The sequence below is a fragment of the Alkalihalobacillus sp. AL-G genome, assembly GCF_030643805.1.
Taxonomy (GTDB): domain Bacteria; phylum Bacillota; class Bacilli; order Bacillales; family Fictibacillaceae; genus Pseudalkalibacillus.
The window spans coordinates 3,718,899-3,743,428 of the sequence record NZ_CP094656.1; the positions used below are offsets into that span (position 1 = coordinate 3,718,899).

17 protein-coding genes, 1 pseudogene and 1 riboswitch are annotated in these 24,530 nt (G+C 42.4%); of the genes and pseudogenes, 4 read left to right on the forward strand and 14 right to left on the reverse strand.

Annotated elements, in window-relative coordinates:
- Window positions 1-583: 583 nt before the first annotated feature.
- The 5 genes and pseudogenes from MOJ78_RS18910 to MOJ78_RS18930 form a co-directional block, all read right to left on the reverse strand.
- Entirely contained in the window at window positions 584-1,081 is a 498-nt protein-coding gene (locus tag MOJ78_RS18910) for a YxiF family protein (protein WP_304978873.1), read from the reverse strand.
- Complete coding sequence (locus MOJ78_RS18915; protein WP_304978874.1) at window positions 1,078-2,424, reverse strand: HNH/endonuclease VII fold putative polymorphic toxin; 1,347 nt, start codon at window positions 2,422-2,424, stop codon at window positions 1,078-1,080. The genes MOJ78_RS18910 and MOJ78_RS18915 overlap by 4 nt, the downstream gene beginning before the upstream one ends.
- 78 nt (window positions 2,425-2,502) lie before the next feature.
- A pseudogene (locus MOJ78_RS18920) lies at window positions 2,503-2,781 on the reverse strand (recombinase family protein); the annotation flags it as partial.
- A 415-nt stretch (window positions 2,782-3,196) separates the two neighbouring features.
- A complete protein-coding gene (locus MOJ78_RS18925) occupies window positions 3,197-3,787 on the reverse strand; it encodes an SMI1/KNR4 family protein (RefSeq protein WP_304978875.1) in 591 nt (196 codons plus the stop codon).
- Window positions 3,788-3,789: 2 nt separating this feature from the next.
- Complete coding sequence (locus tag MOJ78_RS18930) at window positions 3,790-12,525, reverse strand: RHS repeat-associated core domain-containing protein (protein WP_304978876.1); 8,736 nt, start codon at window positions 12,523-12,525, stop codon at window positions 3,790-3,792.
- A 78-nt stretch (window positions 12,526-12,603) separates the two neighbouring features.
- Window positions 12,604-12,708: riboswitch (cyclic di-GMP riboswitch) on the reverse strand.
- Window positions 12,709-13,137: 429 nt separating this feature from the next.
- On the opposite strand from MOJ78_RS18930, the gene MOJ78_RS18935 reads away from it, so the two are divergent.
- The 3 genes from MOJ78_RS18935 to MOJ78_RS18945 are packed head-to-tail and all read left to right on the forward strand — an operon-like array spanning window position 13,138 to window position 16,170.
- Window positions 13,138-14,334: an ABC transporter permease gene (locus MOJ78_RS18935; protein ID WP_304978877.1), complete on the forward strand. Its 1,197-nt coding sequence runs from the start codon at window positions 13,138-13,140 to the stop codon at window positions 14,332-14,334.
- Window positions 14,334-15,473 carry an ABC transporter permease gene (locus MOJ78_RS18940; RefSeq protein WP_304978878.1) on the forward strand — a complete coding sequence of 380 codons (1,140 nt, stop codon included), beginning with the start codon at window positions 14,334-14,336 and terminating at the stop codon, window positions 15,471-15,473. The genes MOJ78_RS18935 and MOJ78_RS18940 overlap by 1 nt, the downstream gene beginning before the upstream one ends.
- The gene (locus tag MOJ78_RS18945; RefSeq protein WP_304978879.1) at window positions 15,466-16,170 is read left to right on the forward strand and encodes an ABC transporter ATP-binding protein; all 705 of its coding nucleotides are present in this window, start codon (window positions 15,466-15,468) and stop codon (window positions 16,168-16,170) included. The genes MOJ78_RS18940 and MOJ78_RS18945 overlap by 8 nt, the downstream gene beginning before the upstream one ends.
- A gap of 59 nt (window positions 16,171-16,229) precedes the next feature.
- Here the strand turns inward: MOJ78_RS18945 and MOJ78_RS18950 are convergent, their stop codons facing one another.
- Together MOJ78_RS18950 and MOJ78_RS18955 are read right to left on the reverse strand one after the other, a co-directional pair.
- On the reverse strand, window positions 16,230-17,558 hold the full coding sequence (locus tag MOJ78_RS18950; protein ID WP_304978880.1) for a hypothetical protein: 1,329 nt from the start codon (window positions 17,556-17,558) through the stop codon (window positions 16,230-16,232).
- Complete coding sequence (locus tag MOJ78_RS18955; RefSeq protein ID WP_304978881.1) at window positions 17,548-18,105, reverse strand: sigma-70 family RNA polymerase sigma factor; 558 nt, start codon at window positions 18,103-18,105, stop codon at window positions 17,548-17,550. The genes MOJ78_RS18950 and MOJ78_RS18955 overlap by 11 nt, the downstream gene beginning before the upstream one ends.
- 709 nt (window positions 18,106-18,814) lie before the next feature.
- Between MOJ78_RS18955 and MOJ78_RS18960 the strand changes: the two genes are divergently transcribed.
- Complete coding sequence (locus tag MOJ78_RS18960) at window positions 18,815-19,729, forward strand: NERD domain-containing protein (RefSeq protein ID WP_304978882.1); 915 nt, start codon at window positions 18,815-18,817, stop codon at window positions 19,727-19,729.
- Between the two features lie 479 nt (window positions 19,730-20,208).
- Here MOJ78_RS18960 and MOJ78_RS18965 read toward each other — a convergent pair whose 3' ends face one another.
- The 7 genes from MOJ78_RS18965 to MOJ78_RS18990 all read right to left on the reverse strand — a co-directional run bounded on the left by MOJ78_RS18965 (window position 20,209) and on the right by MOJ78_RS18990 (window position 24,423).
- Window positions 20,209-20,781, reverse strand: coding sequence for a hypothetical protein (locus MOJ78_RS18965; protein ID WP_304978883.1), 573 nt, complete (start codon window positions 20,779-20,781; stop codon window positions 20,209-20,211).
- Window positions 20,782-20,869: 88 nt separating this feature from the next.
- Window positions 20,870-21,058, reverse strand: coding sequence for a hypothetical protein (locus tag MOJ78_RS18970; protein WP_304978884.1), 189 nt, complete (start codon window positions 21,056-21,058; stop codon window positions 20,870-20,872).
- Window positions 21,059-21,060: 2 nt separating this feature from the next.
- Complete coding sequence (locus tag MOJ78_RS20990; protein ID WP_370529743.1) at window positions 21,061-21,270, reverse strand: alpha/beta fold hydrolase; 210 nt, start codon at window positions 21,268-21,270, stop codon at window positions 21,061-21,063.
- 47 nt (window positions 21,271-21,317) lie between these two features.
- Entirely contained in the window at window positions 21,318-21,875 is a 558-nt protein-coding gene (locus MOJ78_RS18975; RefSeq protein WP_370529744.1) for an alpha/beta fold hydrolase, read from the reverse strand.
- 32 nt (window positions 21,876-21,907) lie between these two features.
- Window positions 21,908-22,651, reverse strand: coding sequence for a hypothetical protein (locus tag MOJ78_RS18980; protein WP_304978885.1), 744 nt, complete (start codon window positions 22,649-22,651; stop codon window positions 21,908-21,910).
- Window positions 22,652-22,690: 39 nt separating this feature from the next.
- On the reverse strand, window positions 22,691-23,419 hold the full coding sequence (locus MOJ78_RS18985) for a YqjF family protein (RefSeq protein ID WP_304978886.1): 729 nt from the start codon (window positions 23,417-23,419) through the stop codon (window positions 22,691-22,693).
- Window positions 23,420-23,574: 155 nt separating this feature from the next.
- Entirely contained in the window at window positions 23,575-24,423 is an 849-nt protein-coding gene (locus MOJ78_RS18990; protein ID WP_304978887.1) for an alpha/beta fold hydrolase, read from the reverse strand.
- Window positions 24,424-24,530 lie beyond the last annotated feature (107 nt).

Below are 24,530 nucleotides of genomic sequence, written 5' to 3' on the forward strand. Positions count from 1 at the left end.
CTGTTCGGTACTGGGTAACACACCATCAAAAAATCTCGGATTCAATCGGGCCAGAAAGTATTTGAATTTCCATTTGTGTAGTTCGAATGCATCAGCAGGCAATTCATCTCGACAGCGCTTTGCGATATTATCTTTTTCGCATAAACCCAATCTGGAATCTCCGTAAAACCACCAGTGCTATTATAGCTATCAACATTAGAAATAGTATGCAAAGTGTTAGACATCGACATCCAGGAGTTAATCGAGGTGGAGTAGCCTCTTGCCATCGTAATCATTCTATGTACGTAAAAGTTTTGAAAAAATTTAAAGGGCAGGGAGAAAGCGAAGGTAAAGTATTTGAGGATGAGAATGGTAGTATCTGTTGATTTTTAGGTTATTTACACGATTTGAAATTCATTAAATAGGGTGTACGTTTTAAAGGTGTTGTACGTACTAAAGAATTTGATAAAACATCATATAGGGGTAATAAGGGTTATCTCTATTCAGATAATAATATTAGCTTTATTCGGTACTAGGTAGCCCCACCCAAAAAGAAAACCTTGAAAGGCATATAGCCAATCAAGGTTCTCATATGTTTCAATTTTCATGATAGTCCCCAAACACTAAACTCATAATAATATTCCGTTCGTTCTATACACAATCCAAAATAAAAATCTTCTGCAACTAGTATAAAATCTCCATAACCCACTGAAAACTTTGTTAACTCAAGAACTTTATCTAAGTTACTAAATACTTCATTAACATTAATCAACACTGCTTCTATTTCATTTTCTCTAAAAAACAATAGTCTTCCTTTATTTCGGGTTACTTCGATATTATCAAAAGTCTCATTTAACAATTGTATTGATTTTTGAATATTATCTTTATAGTCATTTCCTTGCAATTGAATCTTATTTTTCTTTGTGTTTAGTAATGAAAATACTTTCTTACAAAATAAATCGTTATCTTCAATATCTAAAAAAGGATCCTCTGTAAGATTCATGAAGTTTAATCCTTTGATTAAATTCTTCCTTCTACTTTTCCTTTTTAACAACTCCATCTTTTTTATTCTCTCATCACTCAAATTAATCACCTTCCTCATGGTCGCCCCTTCTTTTTATAACCAACAAAATCTTCTGGTGAATGTCCAGGATACTGATTATATCTTCCTTTTTCTAATGGGCTTCCCTTTAAATCGTCAGCACCATGAAAATGAGGACCTCTTCCAAATTTATCTTCTCTGTGCTCTATTATATATTTTTTCTTACCATCTACTTCAAATTCATATACTCTTCTATTCTCACTTGTCCGATCATAAACATCAACAGGTTTTTTGTGCTGAGTAGAGTTAGGTATTCCCGCCCTTCTCTTTGCATCCCTAAATGCTCCATTTTTTGTTAGTACCTTGTCAATTTCATCCGTACCCTTAGAGGCAAAAGTTTGTAAGTAACCAGGTCCTCCTAATCTAAATTCATTAGTCCCCTTATTAGGCATGCTATTTGCGGCCTTCGCAGCTTTGGCAGCTTTCATACCCTTTGAAAAATGTTTGACCTTGGTGATGAGCTTGGCCATTCCCTTGGCGGCTCCGGCTCCAGGTGCGATCATGCTCAACACCGCTTGGGTTGCGAGGACCATATTTTTGCCGTATGCCCGTGCTTCCTTCTTCGTCGCCGACCCGCTTAATACCTTCCCTGTATTCTGGTACAGGTAAACAAACGAGTCGATGTACTGGCCTTTCAACGTATCCCCGACAACATGAAGCAGGTCTTGGATCGAGTAGGATCCGTTTGCGAGTCCCATCACCAGGTTGAACGTCTGCTGGATCGTCTGCTTCATGACCATCGGATTCAACAGCTTTACGTAATCGAAGATGTCGGATTTGATTTGGCCCCATGCGCCAGCAAGCACCTGCTTATAGACGCCGCTTCCCGTCAGACTTTGCTTCCCGAGATGGTTGTCAATGTTCTCGCTCAGAACTTGCGTTTTCGGGGCATTCACTTGCTTATAGATCGCCTGATACGCATCCGGAAGATCAACGGTCCGGCTGACGACCCGTGCATTCGGCGGTGGATCTTCGGTCGCCGCATCCAGTTCCGCCTGACTCATCTCGGCCAGCTGTTTGGCCGTAATTTTGGTATCCCATTCCTCAACGATCGTTTCTGAGAAGGTTTCCCTCGATGGCCCCTCCTTACTGAAGACATGGTCATTAATGTAATGCTTGATCGTATAATTGTACCGCCACGTATACTTTGTACTCCGTTTAGAAGTTACCAGCAGATACCGGGTATGATCGACCACCTCTTTATCCTTTGAAACGATCGGTTCATCTTCGCTGATAAATTCCCATACATGGCTATCGAAGCTTGAACGTTCATTATTCAAGTAATGGGTGAACGTCCGGTCTTCACCACGCCGTACCCAGTCCGGAATCCCACTGACGTCCATCGGCTCACTCCAGCCGATGCCGCCTGCCTCACTACTGATGGTTCTCTCTTAAAAAATGGTTTAATCACAAGCCGTACACAAATCTGACCTCCATAATGGGCTTGTGTTCAGCACCACCACATTATCTATTTGGACAGACGAAAGGTGAGCCAACATCTCCTGTAAGCCCATCCTGTCTATTTCAAATGCTTCCTCTTTCAATTTGGCACCATTAATTCCTTCATCTCTAAAAATATGTATCAAGTTAAAGCCTTGTTCTTCACAATATGCCTTGATTTCCTCTTCTTGATATTTCAAGCTATATCCATCTTTTGCTTGCCCTTGAGTCGAGACTCTTATATACCCAACAACGTTCAACTTTTCACCCTCCCGTTACATAAATTTTAATTTTCGTAACACTTTTTAAACGAATAGCGAGTATTATACGACCGTCACTAGGAAAAATACAACCCATAATTTATAAGCAACGCTGATTACGAACACCTTTTTACGTTTTCCATTGTTTATCGCCACGAGCTTTGTCATTCTCGTTAGTTTCCTAGCCAATCCATGTCATAACTACCCCTACCATATAAAATGTCATCTCGCCTAATTATCGTACTTTTCTTACTATCCAAGTATTAAAACGATACTCCATGATGGTACAACCATCATGAGCTCTCGATTCTCAAACAAATCATTTTCTTAATGTCTCACTCAATTATCTGCTGTTTTAATATAAATTATAGTAAAAAACCTTGAAAGGCATTTAGCCAATCAAGGTACTCAAAACTTAGTTACTATTTTTAAATCTTGAAAGAAATTTATCACTTACTTTGATGTTCTCAATAATCGAATCATCAAATTCTTTATTCTCTTTTAACTCCTGAAAACTCATGATTAAGTCAAAAAAAGAATTGTAAATTAAACTTACAGGTTCCCACATCTCTTCAATCGTATTTACCTGAAGTTTTTCCTTGTTATGGTCCCAATAATATATCTTACCAATTGCTTTGTTGTTAATACCGATACAAAGTTGGTCACCACCAGGACACTCTGCAATTGGGATCAAATCATCAGGAATCCTATCCATATAACGATTAATAATTAATTTCAGGTCATAATTATCACCATTAACACTGTAAAAGTTCACTATCGTTAAAGGGTCTTCATCATCAGCAGTATTTTCTGGGTAAAAGGAAACTTCAATATCATTAAAATTTAAAGTACCAAACTTATGAAGAAACTCTTTATATTCATTTGGTAAATTATAACCTAATGTTTCTTCGATTTTTTCCACCTCTCTAATAGGTTTGTTTCCATATTTACTTGTAATCCCTAGCAGACTTAATTTGTTTTCAATTTTAATTGAATTATTACTCAACTTTAAAATCCTCCTCTTAAATCGGATGCCGAACCAATGTGTGGAACGTTTCCATGAAGTTTTGTTGGTATCAATTGTATAGTTTTATCATCTAAATGATGTGGAGTTAATCCTTGTTCAGACAGCCAGTTCTTGGCTTGTGTCTTATTTTCTAAACCAACCATATCTTTTACTTTATTATATACCAAATCAAAATCCTTGCTAGTTCCATTTAACTCGCCCTTTTTAAATGTAATGTCTAATTCAGACCATGGAGAAAAATCAGGTCGACCATCTTTAAATACAACTGGTTGACCACCAGTAATTTCTTCTACTTCTGTTTTATTAGAATACCATTTCCCGTTTCCAGGTTGACCGTCCCAAGTACCATTAGTTCTTGGAAGTCTTGTAGCAGGATTACCCGTACCCTTAGAGTCTTTTAGCCGTTCTTTCGCTGCCTTTGTTAGTTTCGACGCAAGCTTGGTGATTCCTTTGGCGGCTCCCACTCCTCCCCCGAAGAGCATCGCAATTGATTCGGTCGCTCGTACCAGATTCGCGCCGTATGCACGTGCTTCCTTCTTACTCGCCGTTCCGTTCAGGATTCTCCCTGTATTCTGGAACAGGTAGACGAAGGAATCGATGAACTGGCTCTTCAACGTCGCACCGACGACTTCTTTCAAGTCGTCCAGCGAGTAAGATCCGTTCACCAAGTCCATCACCAGGTTAAACGTTTCCGGCATGGTTGTGACCAAACCAACCGGACTCGCCACCTTCAAGAAATCAATGATGTCCGATTTGACTTCTCCCCAAGCTCCCGCCAATACTTGCTTATAGACCCCGTTTTTCGTCAGGCTCTGCTTCCCGAGATGGTTGTCGATGTTCTCGCTCATCACCTGGGTTTTCGGTGCATTCGCTTGCTTGTAGATCGTCTGGTAGGCATCCGGAAGATCGGCCGTCCGGCTGACGACCCGTGCATTTGGCGGTGGATCCTCTAACAGCTTATCCAGTTCCGCTTGATTCTTCTCGGCCAACATTTTGGCGGTGATCTTGGTATCCCATTCCTCAACGATTGTTTCTGAGAAGGTTTCCCTCGATGGCCCATCCTTACTGAAGACATGGTCATTAATGTAATGCTTGATCGTATAATTGTACCGCCACGTATACTTTGTACTCCATTTGGAGGTTACGAGCAGATACCGGGTATGATCGACCACCTCTTTATCCTTTGAAACAATCGGTTCATCTTCGCTGATAAATTCCCATACATGGCTATCGAAGCTTGAACGTTCATTATTCAAGTAATGGGTGAACGTCCGGTCTTCACCACGCCGTACCCAGTCCGGAATCCCACTGACGTCCATCGGCTCACTCCAGCCGATGCCGCCACCGGTACCACCTGTATTACCATCGTTTAGGTCTCCGCCATGACTGTTTTCATGCTCATTCATATGCCCGGTTGGATCCCACATGTTGATTGGATTATTTAACACATAGGCATAGCGGTGCTGGGATAGCGGATTGCCCAATGTTCCCGGATACGTGTCTTTTGTCATGAATCGGCCGGCTGCTGGGTCGTACCAGCGGGCGTTCATGTACGTCAAGCTTGTTTTTGCATCGTATACATGCCCCGTATAGCCGTTGTAGTTATACGGTGATGTAATTCCGGTGAAGATGCCGCCGAACGCGTCGTACCGGTATTGTTCGATGAGATCACCATGGCGGTCGGTCACTTCGCTCACCGTTCTCATGCCGCCATACTGATAATACAGCATGCCTCCGGTCGTCTTCAGGTTCGGTTCATGCGCCGGATTGACGAGTCCGTGGTTCCCGAACATCTTCCGGGAGACGAGCTGCTGGTTCGCACCCATGTAGTACTCGGCATACGGCGATCCGCTCGTGCTGTATTCCTTATGCAGAACGTTGGAAAGCCCCTGGTACATGTAAGCTGTTTCCACATGATGCTTATGGTTTTGGCCGTTTCCATTATTTTTATAGTGACCAAGCTTCTTCCCGTTTCCACTGTCGGAAGGTGTCCCTGTTCGGCCATTTCCTTTTCCTTGTCCGTTTGCGCAAAGACTTTTGCCATTATTGTTCTTTTCTCCGCCGTATTCCTTCCACGTCCACTCCTCGCGGTACGCTTTCCGTCCGAGTCCGTCGTAGCCGTACTTCGCAAAGCTTGCGTCGTCGAAGAGGACTTCGGTCAAGCGGTTGGCCCCGTCATAGCTGAAGGATACGGATTCATCCTTGTCAATCCGCTCGATCAGGTTTCCGTTTTCATCGTACGCATATTTCGTATCTCCCGCCTCGAGGAGCTGGTTGATCTTGTTGTACGCATACGTCGTCTTTACGCCATCGGCTTCCATCGACATGCGGTTACCCACCGCATCGTACGTATAGCTCACCTTGTCAACTGGGTCGATCAGGTAATCCGGACGCTTGTCAATCGGATCATACGTATAGCTGCCATCCGCATTCTCCACACAGACGCCTCGCTGCTTTTCTTTCTCAGTTTTCTTCCCTTTATCTGTTTTTCCGTTGTTCGGATGAGCGTTTCCGTTCCCGTTCCCTTTCTCTTTCTCATTTTTATCCGTATTTCCTTTTTCCGTGTTGCTTCCTTTGTCGTTGTTATTGTCTTTTTCAGTAGCAGGCTTGGTATTGCCGTTTTCACTGTCCTGCTTCTGGTTGCCATTCCCTTTTTCAGTGGATTCAGTTTGATCCGTTTCGGTCGTTGTATTGTCTTCGGAAGTTGCTGGATTCTTCTTTCCGTTTCCGTGGGTCGGGTCGTTTTTCTTTCCAGCTTCTAAATTCTTCGCTTCCACATGGATCCAGAAGAGGCTCGTCATCTTCTTCCATAAGGACTTGAAGAAGTCCTGGATGTTCTCCACGATTGAACTGAAAAACTTCTCGATCGCCGAGTCGAGGGTAAACGATGAATCCTTTTGCTTTTCTGGCTTTGGTTCGGATGCAGCCAGTTCAACAGTATCGGCTTCTTCCCCGTCGGATGTTGCAGTGACCTTTTCATCGGTCGGTTGTGTTGTTTCCTCTGTAATTGTTTGTGTTGTTTCAGTATCAGTGTCCGTTGACGTCACCGTGTCAGTCGAGTCCTCAGTGTTCGTCGTGCTGTCTTTTTTCGTCAACGGTGGTGTATTGGCTGTGTCTTTCGTTTCTTCGATTTTCTTTTCCGGATAATCGACGGAGGTCAAACGATTCAATGCATCGTATTCATAAAGCGTCGTAGCACCGTCTTCCTCAACCTGTTTCGTCCGTTTTCCAGCCTTATCAAACTGATAGTTAAACGATGAAAGGATCCCTTCACTGTTGCGGTTCATCACCTTGGTCAGGTTCCCGTCTTCATCGTATTTACGTGTGAGTGTATTCCCATTAGCAAGACTTCGCTTCGTCTCTCTTCCAAGTGCATCATAAGAAAACGTGCTGACATTCTCATCCGGATCTTGAACAGAATGGATTAAATTTCGCTCGTCGTACGTATACGTTGTCGTGCGGTCCTCGCTGTTCGTAAGACTTGTTACATTGCCGACTGCGTCATACGTAAAGCTGAGCGATTTCTCAAGATCAACCTTCTCTTGTTTTGTAATCCTGCCTAGCAAATCATAAGAGAATCGGTCATGCGAGTATTCGTTTTCCATTTCAGTCATGTTGCCGACAGCATCATAGTCGTAAGTGGTGACATCTCCACTGTAATTGACTGCAGAGACTTCACCCCGCGGTGTGTACGAATAATCCGTCACATTGCCGTTCGGGTACGTTTCCGAAGTAAGCTGACCTGCCGCATTGTAATTATAAGCAATGCTCTGACCGAGCGCATTCGTTTCCTTCGTCATCTGGTTGTTTAAATCATACGCCCATGATCTCGGGTTTCCGTTTGCATCGATCGCTTTCGTCAAATTCCCGTTCGAATCATACTGGTAGCTTGTTACGCCGCCCATCGCATTGGTGACGCTCGACAAGCGATTCAGTGCATCGTATTGATAGGATGTCGAATGCCCTAGTGGATCCGTTTCCTTCGTTACATTACCGATCGGATCGTAAGCAATTTTGGTCATTGCCCCTTTTGGTGTCGTGACCGAAGTCTGCCGGTTCAAGGCGTCATATTTGAACGACGTTTCATAACCGAGGGCATCTGTAACCTTCGTAACATTGGATACGGCATCGTACGTCCATTTCGTTTCCGCACCTGCTGCGTCAACTTGCTTGACTGGTCGACCAATCTCATCGTAGTGATACGTTGTCTTATGCTTCAACGGATCGGTTTCAGATAAAAGGTGACCCTCTTCGTCATAGCTGTACGTATAGTGCTTTCCGTAAGGATCGGTCATTTTCGTCATCAGACCTGTTGCACTATATTCGTACGACCATACAGCACCTTTCGCATTCTTCATTTCGGTCATGCGGTTCATTAAATCGTACTCGTAAAAGGTTGCCGCCTTCATCGGATCGGTCACCTTTTCCACATTTCCGACGAGATCATACTCATAGCTCGTTTTCTGCTTAAGCGGGTCGATGACCGCTGTATTCCGTCCGAGGTCGTCATAGGTGTATTGGTAGACACCACCCTCAGGAGCAACCTGTTTCGTCAGGTTACCGACAGAGTCGTAAGCGAATGTTGTCGTTCCGCCTTTAGGATCGGTTTGTGATGTTAATCGGTCCAATCTATCATATTGGTAGGTCGTAACACCTTTTAACGGATCGATTTCTTCCTTCAGGTTCCCGACAAGATCGTATTCATAGTGATAGACCTGCTTCTTTTTATCGGTATACGAGGTGACGAACCCGACAGAGTCGTACACCGTTTTCTCTTGGTTTCCGAGTGCATCGGTAACCGTTGTTTGACGTCCGAGTGCGTCATATCCATAAGAGGTCGTTCTTCCAAGTGCGTCCGTTTGTTTTGTAAGCTGACCAGTAGCGTCATATTGAAGCGTCGTGATCTTATCCAACGGATTCTTGATTTGAACGGTCCCTTTTTTGTCTAAGTACGTATATTTGGTCGTCTCGCCGCGGCGATCCGTTTCCGAAAGCATACGCCCGAGCGCATCATACGTGTAGCTTGCTGTATGTCCTGATGGATCGGTTTCGGATAAAAGGTTCCCGAGATCATCGTAGGCTAATGTCGTATCGTTTCCGAGCGGATCGATGACCTGAACGACCCGGTCCAGCTTGTCATACTTGTATTTTGTGACTGCACCATTCGGCTGTTTCTGTTCGGTCATCCGTCCCGCTTTGTCATAGGTGAACGCGACCACATGCTCGAGCGGGTTGATTACCTTCGTCTGCAGACCGATTTTGTTGTATTCATAGGTTGTCGTATTTTCCTTCGGATCTGTCACCGAAAGCAAGTGTCCGGCAAGGTCGTAGGACATCGTTGTTTTCTGGTCGAGCGGATTGATGACTTCTGTTACGTTTCCGAGTGCATCGTAGTGATAGGTCGTCTCACGATTCAACGGATCGATCTGTTTCGTGATCCTGCCTAATGCATCGTACATATTTTCTGTGACCGCACCATTCGCCTGTTTGATTGTTTTTGTCTGATTGAGCGGCGTATAAGTGAAAACCGTTGTATGGTTCAACGGATCGATCGCTTTTTTGACACGACCGAGCGCATCGTACTCCATACTTGTCTTGTAACCTAGTGGATTCGTACGTGAAGTGACCCTTCCCATCACATCATACGTGTAGCGGGTGGTCCCTCTCACATCGTTCACGGATTTGATTGTTCCAGGTGTATAGTACGTGTACGTTTTCGTCAATCCGAGCGGATTCGTTTCCTTTTTCAAACGGCCGTTTTCGTCATACTGATACGTGAATGATTTACCATCAGGTCTGACTTTTTTCGTAAGCTGATCCAATTCGTTGTAGGAAAACTTCGTCGTCTGTCCATATGGATCGATGATTTCCGTTCTTCTTCCTGCTTTGTCATAGTCATACGCCGTGATCCGGCCAAGTGGATCAGCGATGGATTCCAGCAGATCCTGATTGTTGTATTCATAAACGAACTTTTCCCCATCCGGACGAATGTATGTGCTCTTGTTTTCGGCAAGATCGTACGTCCATTTATGCACATTACCAAGTGGATCCACCATCTGGACGAGTCGATCCATTGCATCATATTTAAAGGATGTCGTTTTTCCCTTCGGCTCGTTGACTTGAAGGACGCGACCTGCCTCATCGTATTTATAGGAGGTCGTGTAGTCCAACGGATTCTTGACAGAAGTGACCCAACCCATGTCATTGTACGTATAAGTCGTTTCTCCGTCGGCTTTATCGATCTGCTTTTCCAGCTGACCGTTTTCGTCATAAAAATATTGAACGGCTTGCTCCAATGCATCGGTATACGTTGCAAGCTGCCCGCCAGGGTGGTAGGCATATTCCTCTGAAGAACCATCCCGGTTGATCCGTTTCGTCATCCGTTTGGCCGGACTATAGACGTACCGCTCCTTCGTTCCATCCTGATAGATTTTCTCTTTTAAAAGTCCGAGGTGGTCGTAGACGTATTCTACGGATTGCCCGTTTGAATTCGTTTCGGTTTTGATCCGTCCTTGGGCATCATACATATAGCTAACTGTCCGTCCGTACGGGTCTGTCACTTTTTCAAGCTGACCCTTCGCGTTATAAGCATAGCTTGTCTTACGTCCGATCTGGTCGACGATTTCCTCTCGTTGACCCTTCGCGTTGTAATGGTAGCTTAACGTACCGCGTGGGCTCGACACGTTCGTTACGCCATATGGACCGTACTGATAAGATACTTTCCCCTTTGGCGTCGTGACCGTATCGAGACGTCCTAGGTCATCCCACGTATACGATGTTTTCAATTGAGCAGGGTTCGTGATCGTTTTCAGCTGTCCTTGATCGTCATAGTCATACGAGTATGTCCGTTTTAACGCATCCGTATATTGAATCACATTCCCAGCATCATCATACTGGTAGGTAGACGTATTTTCTAACGGATTGGTGAGATTTGTAAGCCTTCCAGCCTTATCGTATTGATAGCTGTAGACCGAAGTTCCGGACGTCTGCTTCAAGAGATGGCCGGTTCCATCGTATTCAAAAGAAATCGTCGTTCCATCCGGGTTAGTTTGTTTCAGCAGTCGACCGAGTTGGTCAAAATCATAGGACGTTACTTCATCAGCAGCATTTTTGACCGTTTCAGGATTTCCGTATTGGTCGTACGTAAATTCCATCCGATTGTGATCGGCATCATCGATCCATAAGAGCTGACCTCTTGAATCGTATCCGAAGGTTGCGGTCACGCCATGCTCGACTCGCTTCGTGATGTTCCCTTTGGTGTCGAATTCATAGGTGGTGACGCGTCCCTCAGAGTCTATGATTTTCTTCGGCACCTGCCAGGTTTCGTGATACTGATAAGTGGTCGTTCGCCCACTGATGTCAGTCTGGGTAAGCTTTTGACCATCGTCATTATAAGTGAATGAGACAGTCCCTGTAGGCGAGGTGATCTTTGTTGCGTTCCCATCCTCGTCGTACTGATAGGAAGTTGTTTCACCTAGTGGATTCGTTTCCTTTGTAATTTGTTCCTCAGATATCTTGTAAATCCATTTCTTGTTGAGAGCGTTCGTTTTCGTCGTTTGTGTTATTTTATCCCCGTTGTAGTCATAGTCGAACTTCGAAGTCGTCACGTCTAAAGCGTTGGTGACGGTTTTGACATCACTTTTCGAATTGTACATATAACGGGTCGTTTCGTTTTCGCCGTTGGTGATGCTCGTAATGCGGTTGTTGCTGTCGTATCCGTAATTAATTGTACGCCCGTCCGGTGTTTCGACCTCGGTAAGACGCTTCTTGTTGTCATAACCGTAGTGTGTAATCTGTCCTTTAGGGTCGGTGATCTCTGAGATTACATCATTTTCCCATTTGAAACCGATCGTACGACCGGTCGTGTCGATGACCTTTAGTAGCTCACCTGCATCATTGTACTCGTAGCGCATCGTGTTGCCGTAGCGGTCGGTCCGTTGGATCATCTTCCCTTCCTTTAAGGACTGATCTTTACGCCATGGTGCATGGTAGCCGTAATATTTGATCGTCATTTGTTGCGGGGTTGTAACGAAGTATTCGTATTGAGTCTCCCCCCGAACTAGAGAATTCCCATTTTGATCTGTATATTTTCCTTTATCGAGTTCATAGTTGATGAGCGGATCCTCATCATAAGCTGTCGTGTAAAATTCATCGCTTCCATATTCAAAAGGATAGGTCAGAGTTGTTCCGTCTACCCGGAATTCACCCATTTTGAATTCAGCATAGAGCTGGAGCTTGGAGTTCTGGTTGAAATCCCAGCCCATGCCAAAAGCACCGATTCGTTCATCCACATTGTCGGTGTCAGGATTATCTTTTTTCGACTTATAGTTACGTTCCAGTTTGAAATCAAAACCGATTCCAGGAATGTTCATATCTGTCTCGTTTAAGACAAGATCCCCCGTTGCAACATTGATCGACGAATTGATATTCGATCCTGCTTGAGGTGGTGATTGATCGGATTGGAATGTAGATGGTGAGACTGGCTGCGTATTTCCGCTGGCAGCGGTAGGCAGCTGTGGTGATGTTCCTTGATTCGGATTTGGTACATAAGGTGCCTGTTGGTTCATTTGTGGCAAATAATCCAAAATCGATTGTGGATCCAGGCCTTGTGATGCTGCATTTGCCGAAGCGGCAAAGTTCGGCAGTATCGAACTGCTCACAATAAGCAGGCTTAATAGATAGAATGATAGCTTTCGAAGTATGGTTTTAAGATGCATCCCGATGGCTCCCTTCAAGCCAACGAAAAAGACAATATTTAACATGAAATGAACGTTATTTATGTATAAAAATATCATCACGGCAGCCCAGCTATCATTACCTTATGTCACCGATTCAGTTCATAAGGCTTTAGATCTGAAGCTTTGCGTCCCCGCTTTTCAACGAGTTTGCCTTTTTCGTCGTAAATAGTTTTATAGTCTTATGTCGTTACAACTATTTAATCGGTTAATCCTTACAATTTGTTAAACGCAAACGACTAAATAGGTAATTTTACCCATTAAAGGAGGACTATCATTATCAGAGAATTGTCGATGTACTTCATAACTTTGTCCACCATACTCCAAAAAAATCAAAGTACTACGATATAATGATAGTTTTCAACAATGAAATTCCGCTATTTATCGGGTGCATGACGACTATAGTCCGCTTACAATTTCCGCAGGAGATATCCTGCGTTTTAGACCTGTCACCGAACAGAATGCGGCTGGGTTTTGACAAATTCCGGGAAGTGACTTGCACCAAATTTATTCTTTCTAAACCTCCGAAAAAAGCATACAATTAAGTAAGACAAACCTTTGAATCTAGTTTTCTACATAGTCAGGTGACCGTATATGAAATCGACTGTTTTAGCACGCATGCAATTGAAGGAGATTGTTCGACAGCCCCTCGCCTGGGGGGTACTTTTTTTACTGCCATTAGGCCTAGTTGCCTTTCTGGTGTACGGGCTTGAAAACTTGATCAAGTCAGAAACGCTCCTCCCTCCATTTGATGTTGCGATCGTCGATGAGGACAACACGATTGAAACAAAGCTTCTTATCCAACAATTCCAGGAGGATGAAGAGCTTGAAGAACTGATCACGTTCCGACATGTTACATCTGATGAGGCGGAGGGTTTACTTGCTAATAACGAAATCGCATCAATCCTGAAGATTCCTAACGGGTTTACAGACGGGATCCGATACGGTGAAAACAAACCTGTAGTTGTAATCGGGAACGAGCAGCGTCCGATTCAGTCAGCTCTTTTTCACGAAATGATGAAAAGTGCCGCGGACCTCGTTTCCGCAGCACAAAGTGGCGTCAACACGATCTATGAGTTTCTGAATCGTTATGATTCTGCTGGTTCAGGGGAAATCACGGCATCAATTGAAGAGTTCACGTTGTTCGCGTTCGGCCGCGAGAAGATGTTTGAAAAAGAAGAAGTCGAATCTTTCAGTGGTGTCACACCGCTTAACTATTACAGTACATCCGGTTTTATCCTATTATTATGCTTGACAGGACTATTAACGATGGGAGTTACAATGTCCTCTAACGCACGAATCGATGAACGCCTCCGAACATTCGGAGTCTCATCCTCTACACAGGTCAGCAGTCACTTTTTCACGCATTTTGCGGTATTGTTCCTGCAATCTGTAATACTCATAGGCAGTTTCATCTATTTTACCGATTTAAAAATTACTGGAGAACTCGGTTGGGGACTACTTTCGATTGTACTTACACTAGCAGTCATCAGTGCCTGGTACTCGCTCTTATCATCGATTCCCGTTCAGGAAGGAATTCGAACATTCATCGGATTGCTCTTTTTGATTGTTTTCGCAGCTTGCGGAAGTCTGATATTCCCGGAAGCGTATTACACGGGGATTTTGCATTGGGTGAACCTCGGAACATGGACTCATTGGGTACACACCGGGCTGCTCCACTCGATTTTTGACCTTAAAAAAGAGCTTCTTTACCCGAGCCTTATGACAATGGCCGCAATGACTGGATTTTTCCTGTTCACAGCATATGTGTTAAGGCAGGTGAAAAGGTGATGAAAACGTGGCACATCATTCGAGCACGGTGGAAAAACCATTTCAGCCATAAAAGACAGTTTCTCGCATTGCTGTTCATCCCTCTTCTCGTCCTTTGGGGAGCCGATCAGCTGCTTAAAACAGGATCTACACAGATTCAAATTCCAATCGTATTCGTAGTGGAAGAGGAAAGTGATACCGCTACAACACTAATCGAGCGAATATCGGACAAAGAAGCAATCCATGCGATCAAGCGTTCAAAAGAGGAAGCGAAGCGACTTCTAGAAACGAACCAAGCAGAGTCTGCCATCATTTTTAAAGAAAATATTGAAGAGAAACTGAAAAACGGTGAGATCGAGGGTGTAATTGAGCTTTGGGAGTCCCCTTCAGCCATTTCCGTCGGACTGATCGAAGAATTCGTCGCCAGCGAAGTCATCCGATTGGCGAGTAATGGGAAAGCTGCAACCTATCTTGCGGAAAACCTGGACGGTGACAAGATTTACGAAGAGGCTTGGGCTTTTGCCGATGGTCAATGGGAGCCCGAACCACTCATGACGATTGACTACAAAACAGCCGGAGAATCAGCCTTGCCAAGTCCTGAACCAAGCTCGAGTTCCAATAAATCGTCTTCCCTTTTATACGGAATACTCAGTGTATACATCCTGTTGATCAGTTTCTTTTTACACTCATGGGTACTTGAAAATCGGAGCAATGGTGTTGCATCAAGGAGCGGCATGTTTGGAGTCAGTCGGTTTACACAGCTAGCCGGAAACTTTTTCGGAACGGTTGCATTCACAGCATTCACACTCATTCCGGTGAGCATTTTCATGCTATCAACGACGGATGAAGTCTACCTTTTACTCGCTTATCTATTCGCGAGTATGGGGATTGGATTTTTCCTCAATCATTTGTTTACGTCGCGATCGCTTTATCAGTTGGTAGCGATTGCGTTTACAGTCGTTACAAGCATAATCGGCGGTACTTTTATCAAACTGGCGGAATTTTCGAAGACCTTTGCGAGTGCCACCACCTACACACCACAGCATTGGTTTTTAGAAGGACTTGCCCAAGACCCGTCAACTTCACTACTGATTCTAATAAGTATCGGAGTGGGTACGATGATTCTCGGATTCGGAACAGGAGCGATTCGTCATGATTGAACTCAGAAACGTACAAAAACGATATAAAGGAAAAAAGGTGGTCCGGGATGTCGACCTCTTCATACCAAAAGGAGCGCGAGTCGGATTGGTCGGACCGAACGGCGCAGGGAAGTCCACGCTCATGAAGATGATCGCAACGCTTGTGAATCCGTCGAGGGGCGATGTGTTAATCGAAGGAAAGTCTTTTCGTTTTAAAAAGAAGGCGATACGCAAGCGGATTGGCTACGTCCCACAAGATATCGCGCTCCACAGTAACTTGACAGTCAAGGATAACCTGAAGTTCTGGGCAGGGATGGCGCCTGGCAAAATTCCGAACGAACGAGTCGATCAGCTGCTCGATATGGTCGGACTTACTCCACATGTAAAAAAGCGGGTTGAAAAGCTTTCTGGCGGAATGCAGCGGAAACTCAACATTCTGATTGCACTGCTGCACAATCCGGATTACTTGATTATGGACGAACCGACCGTCGGCATCGACATCTCGTCCAAAACCGACATCATCCGCTTTCTGCACCATCTCAATCCAGATAAAACCGTACTTTTTTCAAGTCATGATCTACAGGAAATCGAGGACCTCTGTCAGTTCGTACTTGTGTTAGAGGAAGGAACGTTGCGACACTTCGGGCCGATTCAGGAACTCCATGGTATGAATCCAGTCCACTACCTCCTCCGAGACCTTAATATCATCCGAAGGTAATAGCGCTGTATTTTTATTCAAAATAAGGTAGCCAATTAATAGGCTACCTCATCGTTTTTTTACTTTTTATCTACTTTCTCCAAATTGACGATTTTTCCATCCACAAGTCGCCCTTCTAACCGATTACTTTTTACTTGATTATTTACAATTGATATTACAAAATCATATTCCTGCCAGATATTTGGATTATATTGTTTAAAATCTTCGACAACCTCTAGCCCATATTGTTGTAAATTTTCTTTATCAAAGTGATCTGGGTTAACTTCCAGATACATTATAATATCCATACCCTCACCATAAAAAATGACCGTTGTAACCTCTTCCTTCTTTTCAAATTTTTCTTTTATTTTCGGCATTACAGTTGCCCAATCAATTTCATCTACTTCGTTACTATCTTCCTTTTCATCTACTTTATTTTCATCTGAATCTTGGTTGTTATCCGTGGTCGTTTCGACTGCTGTCTCATCCTCATTTTTGTTCGAATAATTTTCCGGAATGGTCAAATTGAACCGACTTTCTTCGATCGATGTATTCAATGCAAGCTCATCCATTTCCATCGATTCATACAGGTCACCGTTTTCGTCGTACACCTCGACCTTCAGTAAAATACCTGTTTGCTCTAGCATCAAAATCTTGACGGAGTGCTCTTCGCCTTCCTCGGTTTCAAATGCACCTTCTATCGGAACTACTCGTTGATCTCCGAGTTCATAACTTTCCTCAAAAGTCCACGAGTCGAAGTCCTGCAAATATTTTTCCGCTAATGACGCAGGGTAGATGTACTCAAGATGCTCCAGCTGATGCGGTACTAAGCGGCTATCATGCTGGATCTGACTGTATTCCTGTTGCAAATGGTACAAATGAGTCGTCTCCATATTTTCATGTAAAATTTCATGGTTAACCTCATCAAAGGCACGGAAGATGTAAAATTGATTTTCGCCGTGTCTCACTGCAAACTCGACACTTGCCTTCATTCCACCTTCAAACAGATATTTAATCGTGTATTTTCCTTCAGCAGTATTAAAGTATTTTGCTGAATTCTGCATTTTTTCGTAGATTTGCTCTTTGGTCAACTTATCCTCTACTTCATCCTCTGGTGGCGGATCATTTTCCGGATCCTGGATGGCAGGTTGCGGGTCATCACTCGGAGCCACAGGAGATTGTTCCCCATTAACCATGAAAAATAATACAGAGCAGAATGCCAGTAATCCGATAACCGAAAGCGCAGGCTTATAGACATTTGCGAAAAAGGTTATGATTCCTTTCGAATTCCGTCGTTCTTTCCGGAGCCTCTCGATTAATTTCTGTTCGGTATGTTCATCATAAGGGTTTTTATTAAAAACAGTAGCATCGAGTGATTGCTTCAATTGGTCAAGGTTATTATTCTCCATGTTTGTCGCTCCCTTCAAGCTTACTTTTCAACAACAATCGAGCCCTTCTCATTCTTGTCTTAACTGTAGATTCTTTGAGTTGCAGCAACTCTGAAATCTGCTTAATCGGAAGCTCCTCGTAATAATGTAAAATGATAACTTCCCGGTATTTGACTGGTAATTTTATAACAAAATTGGCTAGATCCTCGTCCACCTCATCTGTCGTCGGGTTTTCCGGCTGATTTTTTGTCGGCAAAATGTTTGAAAGCACAACTCTTTTAAAATACGAGGACCTCAAATAATCCTTACATTGATTGGCAGCAATCCGGTACAACCACGTTTTCAGTGATGACTCCCCTTTAAACGAATCGTATTTGCGAAATGCTTTTATAAAAGAGTCCTGAACGATATCCTCGGCGGTCGTCCAGTCCTTTACATAGCTGAAAGCAAAGTTTGTCAGCTGTTTTCCATATTCTCGGATCGCCTCTTCAATAACTGCAGCAGCGGTTGATTCTTGATTCATGTTATCTATGATTAATCCAGCCTCCTCACTTGAGAACTGACGCATGGTATTGCCCCCTCCCTCTTTGTACCTTTGACGAATGAGAGCGAACAATCAGTTTCATTTTTTATAATTCATGTTAAAGTAAGTATACAAGTATGGACTCGTAATGACGCCACTTTCTCCTAAGTTTGGTTCCAAACTGTCCGCATATGCCCTTCATGGCGACACTTTTTCCAAGTTCCCCCTCAATACTGTCCGCATATGCCCTTCATGACGACACTTTTTCCAAGTTCCCACTCAATACTGTCTGCATAAGCCCTTCATGGCGACACTTTTTCCAAGTTCCCCCTCAAAACTGTCCGCATATGCCCTTCATGGCGACACTTTTTCCATGTTCCCCCTCAAAACTGTCCGCATATGCCCTTTATGACGACACTTTTTCCAAGTTCCCGCTCAAAACTGTCCGCATATGCCTTTCATGACGACACTTTTTCCAAGTTCCCCCTCAAAACTGTCCGCATAAGCCCATTATGACGACACTTTTTCCAAGTTACCGCTCAAAACTGTCCGCATATGCCTTTCATGACGACACTTTTTCCAAATTCTCGCTCAAAACTGTCCGCATATGCCCTTCATGACGACACTTGCACCGTGTTCCTGCTCAATCCAGACTATTTGAACCTCTATTCTGCCCCCAAGTAATATCTAACCAAAAAAATGTCTCGTGTTATTCCATTCTTTTTGAAAAAAAATCAAATAAAGGACGTGAACTATGTTTGTAAATGAGCGAATTGAACCACTTGAATTGACGAATTTGAGATTCTTAAAAACGAGAATGAAACTACCGGACAAATATTATTATCAGTATCGAAGGCTACAAAGAGGTTTTGAAGGTGAACAGGCATTTGATGAGATGATGAAAAAGAAACCTGGTAATTTCCTAGTTGTCAGAAACCTATTATTAGAGTTGAACAATACAAAATTTCAAATTGATTCTGCAATAATTTTTCGTAACAGGAACCTCCTTGTTGATGTGAAAAATTATGAAGGGGATTATTCCATTGATGGAGATAATTGGTACGCTAATCCAGATGAAGAAATTAATAACCCGCTATCTCAGTTGAAACGGTCTGATACATTATTCCGAAAACTACTAAAATCTATAGGCTATTCTACTTCTATCGATTCTAGGTTGGTTTTTGTCAACCCTCATTTTTTCCTATATAACGCCCAGCGAAATCACCCCATAATTTTCCCTTCACAAATTGATCGTTTTTTAGATAAATTGGCCTTGAAAACTGCTAATCTCACAGAAAAACAACACAAGTTGGCGAAGCATCTATTAGAAATCCAGGCAGATGAGAAACGCTTCATGCAGCTGCCTGACTATACTTACACACAGTTAACCAAAGGAATTCGGTGTTCTGCTTGCAATCTTTTTTATGATATTAGGAAAGGCAAGAAAGTGATCTGTCAAAATTGCGGCTGTATAGAGGATGTACAAACATCGGTAATGAGAAGTGTAAAAGAACTAAATATCCTTTTTCCTGATAAACAAATAACGACAAACATTATTAAGGACTGGTGCAAGATTGTTTCTTTGAGAACAATCCAAAGAATTCTAACACAGAACTTTGAACAGGTCGGTCATGGGAAATCTACGTATTATCTTTCTAAAAAGGAATAGTACAGTGTTAAAAAGGAATATTGATTAATCCATTAAGAGAATTATAGTTCATGATGGCCCTTCTTACTTGTTCCTGCATGAAACTGTCCGCATATGCCTTTCATGACGACACTTTTGCTGTGTTCCTGCTTCAAACTGTTCGCATATGCCTTTCATGACGACACTTTTGCCCAGTTCCCGCTCAAAACTGTCCGCATATGCCTTTCATGACGACACTTTTGCTGTGTTCCTGCTTCAAACTGTCCGCATATGCCTTTCATGGCGACACTTTTACCGAGTTCCCGCCCAAAACTGTCCGCATATGCCTTTCATGACGACACTTTTACCGAGTTCCCGCTCAAAACTGTCCGCATATGCCTTCATGACGACTCTCTCAACAAAGTCTCACAAAAAAATACCCTTATAAACTTTTTTGTCCATAATTATGTACAAACGTAAAAAGAAAGGACATATTGCAGCATCCTTTCTTCATCAAAACATTATGTAAAGGTTCTTATTGTATGTAAAAGTATGGGGAAGAAATGAACTAAACTCAGTACGATTGTGAAAGCTACCCCTATCCGTCTTATCCATTTGATGAAAACGGTCGGACTATAGGAATCCTTTATGGTGGTCGATCTTATTAAATCGATTATTTCTATTAATAACCAAAGCATGGATGCAATGAAACCTAAGAATATAAGCCCACCAAACGGTCCCCCGTAATCATGAATAGCATCCCGCATCCAAAAGCTGAATTCCCAATTACTCCGCAATAAAATAAAGGTTTGGACATTTACTAAGAGTAAGCAAATGAATAAGAACTGGTATTTTCTTAGTACTAATGTGACTGTTAGAAGGCCAATGATTAACCAATTAATATACCAAAATGAACTGGGTAACTTATCTAAAACATAAGCCAGGTCCAAATCATCTGTAGCATCATCCGGAAAAACATGGTCCAAGAAATAATCCAACTCGGAAGAAAATAGTAGAAACAAACCTTTAAAAACAAAGAAAATCAAAATAAAAAGAAAGACAAACAGTAATAATTTTTTTGCGTATTCCTTCATCAAACTCTCCTCGTTTAGGGATTTATCTTATATTGTAACTTATTGCTCTAGGGTCGAATGTCAAACTATGGTTTATCCCAATTTATATCTATTTTTCATTTTCTAGTTCATTCTCAATTTCTTCGTTTGAAACCTTGGTTTCCTCTTCTTCAACAATATTAAAGTGTTCCATTATTAAATTTAACTTATGTTTAATAGTTGAAAGGCTGAAAATCACATACAGAATAAAGAGTACCCCTAAAATGAGACAAATCATACCCCAACCCCCAATATCCATACTTAGCCCTCCCTGTTAGTAATTGCTAATTTGAATTCTACAATATGAACTCGAACCGCTAATTTCTGATCTCCTTTTATCATCACAAGCATCTCCTTAATTGCATCAGTAACTGCTTGTGGTCTGTCGATGTGGATTGCGTGCCCAGCATCTTTTACAATTATATGCTTGCTGTTAGTCGATAATGTAGCAAGATCTTTTTGAAATGACATCCAAACATCCATCGATTCCGGAGTATGATAAGGTTGGGTACCGCCTGTTACGACAATGAGTGGGATGTCACCGAATGATCTGCAAGCTCGGGCTTGTTCAAGGTTCTGTTCAAATTCTTCCAGTGACCCTTCAACATGGAATTGACTGAAATACATATCTCGGACTTCTTAAAAAGCGGAGCCATTTTTTCATTCTGGTCTTCATGACACGAGTCCAATAGAATCACTCCTGAAACTTCATCAGGATATGTACTTGCAAATAACCTTACGTTTAATCCTCCAAAAGAGTGCCCGACCAACACGTAGGGCGGCTTAACATTCGCTTTTCCCAGCAATACACGAAGATTCTCTACCGCTTGTTGACTGTCATGACTTCTTCCGTCCGTTTCACTTTCCCCGAGCCCTGCTCGATCATAAACAAACATTCTCGCAAACTTTGAAACTTGCTCACTAATTGGATTCCAGTTTTTCAGTTCCCAACCGTACCCAGAGTCAAATACGAGCGTTGGCTCATCACTGTTTTCACCTAGCAGCTCATAGTAAAGTTCCATTCCACCGATATCTATTTTACGGCCCATTTCGTTTTCTTCAGATTTTCCGCTCATTTTTCCCCTACCCTTTCAACTATATAAATTTATTAAGGTCTGTTACCGTTTCTTATTCCAAAGTTAAATGAAAACTTCTGTGTATCCTCCATTTCAACCGTTACCCTTACTGCTTGTTCAGGAATAGTAGAAGGTAAAATAAAATTAGTATCCTTAATCGTTATTTTCTGTACCTTTTTGTCTTCAAAATAATATACATGTAGGTTTTTGATTTTCCGGCTACTATTTTTTAATCCAATATGTATTTTCGCTTTACCTTTTATCTTAAATTCTTTAATACCGTCTAGAGGATCGATTGGTAAAAGGTAGGGCTTGTTATTCCCTTCAATACAGCTATCGGTTGCCTCCCAGCAAAGACTAAATATTCCTTTGACTGAAGTTGTCTTACTATTTACTGTAATCAAGGGTACCGGTGTTTCAGTGTTTTCTATCTTATGTAATAACATTTCATGCTTAATTACTTTAGAGTAAATAGGTATAAACACTGTACTAAAAAGAATGAGTAGTAAAAAAGATATCACAATTTTCTTTTTGGATTTCACTTGAAAGGCTAGTATCAAACAATAAACTATGATAACTAAGTTCCAAAGACTTAAAAGATAAAGATAGGGTTCCAGTGGAATGTTAATTAAAGTAATCGTCATAGGGAGGTAAAATAAAAGTGCTACAATCGTATACTTCCAAGATTTCTTTTTGTACGCATATATGAACCACCCAAATGACATCAACGATAAAATACAAATGCAAAATATTAAGAAGTAAAGCATTAACCACATATGGAATCCTCCCACAAAGATGTAAAATTACTTTATTGATTAAACCTCAAGTTTTTCAAGCCCCCATAACACGACATCCAATTGATCAGAATAGTGGAGTAAAGGGAGTTTATCAGGTGAAGGAGATGCTTCAAGAGGAATCATCGTATTGAGGGAGATCTCTCCTTCAGCATTTTGCAGCTTCCACGGCTGATGATGAATCTCACCACGGTATAAACTCGTTTTATGGGTTGTGTATAAACAGTACCTTTCCGTCAACCAATGTTCTAATGAACCTTTTCTTGCAAAAAATACCTCTGAAACTGGCTTGTACCAGCCCTTGAAATGGCAAGGCTTAGAGGAATCTTTTCTGATGCTTTCATAGTAAACCTTATCGCCTTCTTTTTGAACAGTTATATCAGCATTATAATAGGGAAGATAAAAGAAAGCGCGTGCCGCTTTTACAGCCAAAAGGTTAGCCGCATCTAAACTGAAAAAATAGACCCCCGGTTTTCCCTCGTATGTAACATAGGTACGAACATTGATTTCGGGAAAACTTGAGGTGTACGGTATGGGTGGCATGTATTTAATTCGGATTCCGCTCATGTCAAAAGGAACGACACCGATCCAAGCTTCCCCATCATATGTATCCAGTTGTAACGATGATGGTATAAGCGGTTTGATGATCGTCGGATCAATCTTCCAGTGGGCAAAGAGTAAGTCATGCCAGGTTTGTTTCATAACCCAAGGTCTGGAAGGAATGCTCCAAGGACGATGGCTGTCGTTCATTATAAAAACCTCCAATGTTTCCCTCGACTTAGAAAACGTTCTCATGAGCTTTCAGCCTAATATTACCACATTTTTCTTGCCCAAGTTTACACCGTTACATCTAGAAATTAAAAGATGGAACGAACCTTGGCCCGTTCCATCTGCAGTCTACTATATCAATTTGTTGTTTGTAGTTTTTCTTGCTTTAGGAATTTTCTGACCAACTCGATGTACTGGTCGTTTTCTTCAACCTGCGGGGAATGTCCGCTATTTTCGAATTTCACATATTCATTATTCGGAATACGTGCTGCTAACTCATCCGAGTACTCGACAGGGGTTACCCAGTCATGGATACCGACCGTAATCAGAACGGGTACCTTGATTTCACCTAACCGACCAGATACATCGTAGGACTTTTTGTTTTCACTGAAGGCGAAATTATGAGTTTCATAGTGGAAAAAGATACTGTCTAGTTTCTCTTTCGCTTTTTCCTCATTAAATGAAACCGTGTACAATGGCAAAATCGCTTGGATCATTTCTCGGAATTCCTCATTGGATGCTACTTTTCCTTCAAACAATCGATGCAGCATCTCCTCATTGATCCCAGGCAGATTGCTGTCCAAGGCTTTTTGCATCGATAAGTCGTTATGGCGATTATTTGCTGCTGTGTCTCTTAAAATGACATGAGTGACATGTTCCGGATACGCAAGAACATACTCCAATGTTAAAAATCCGCCGTAACTTCCACCTAGAATCCGAATCTTTTCTAGCCCAAGGTGTTGCCTCAAAGCATCAATATCATCCACCCACTGCTTATGCGTATAAGGTGTCACTGCTTCCGAACGGCCAGAACCACGATTATCCATAAACACTAGCTGATAGTCATCACCCAATGCAGAAAAGGATTTTACATCGCCGCGGCAGTCACTCATTCCAGGACCCCCGTGAATGAAGAAGATCGTCTCCCCTTCTGGATTCCCATGGACTTCATAATAGATTTCACAACCATTTAATTTCACTTTCATAGACTTCCTCCTCGATTTTATGCGCTCGTAAACGTCTATTTAGCGTTCAAACCCGATTTATCGAACGTCCTGGCATGTTAAAACAGAGCTTGAGAGTTCATCCATAA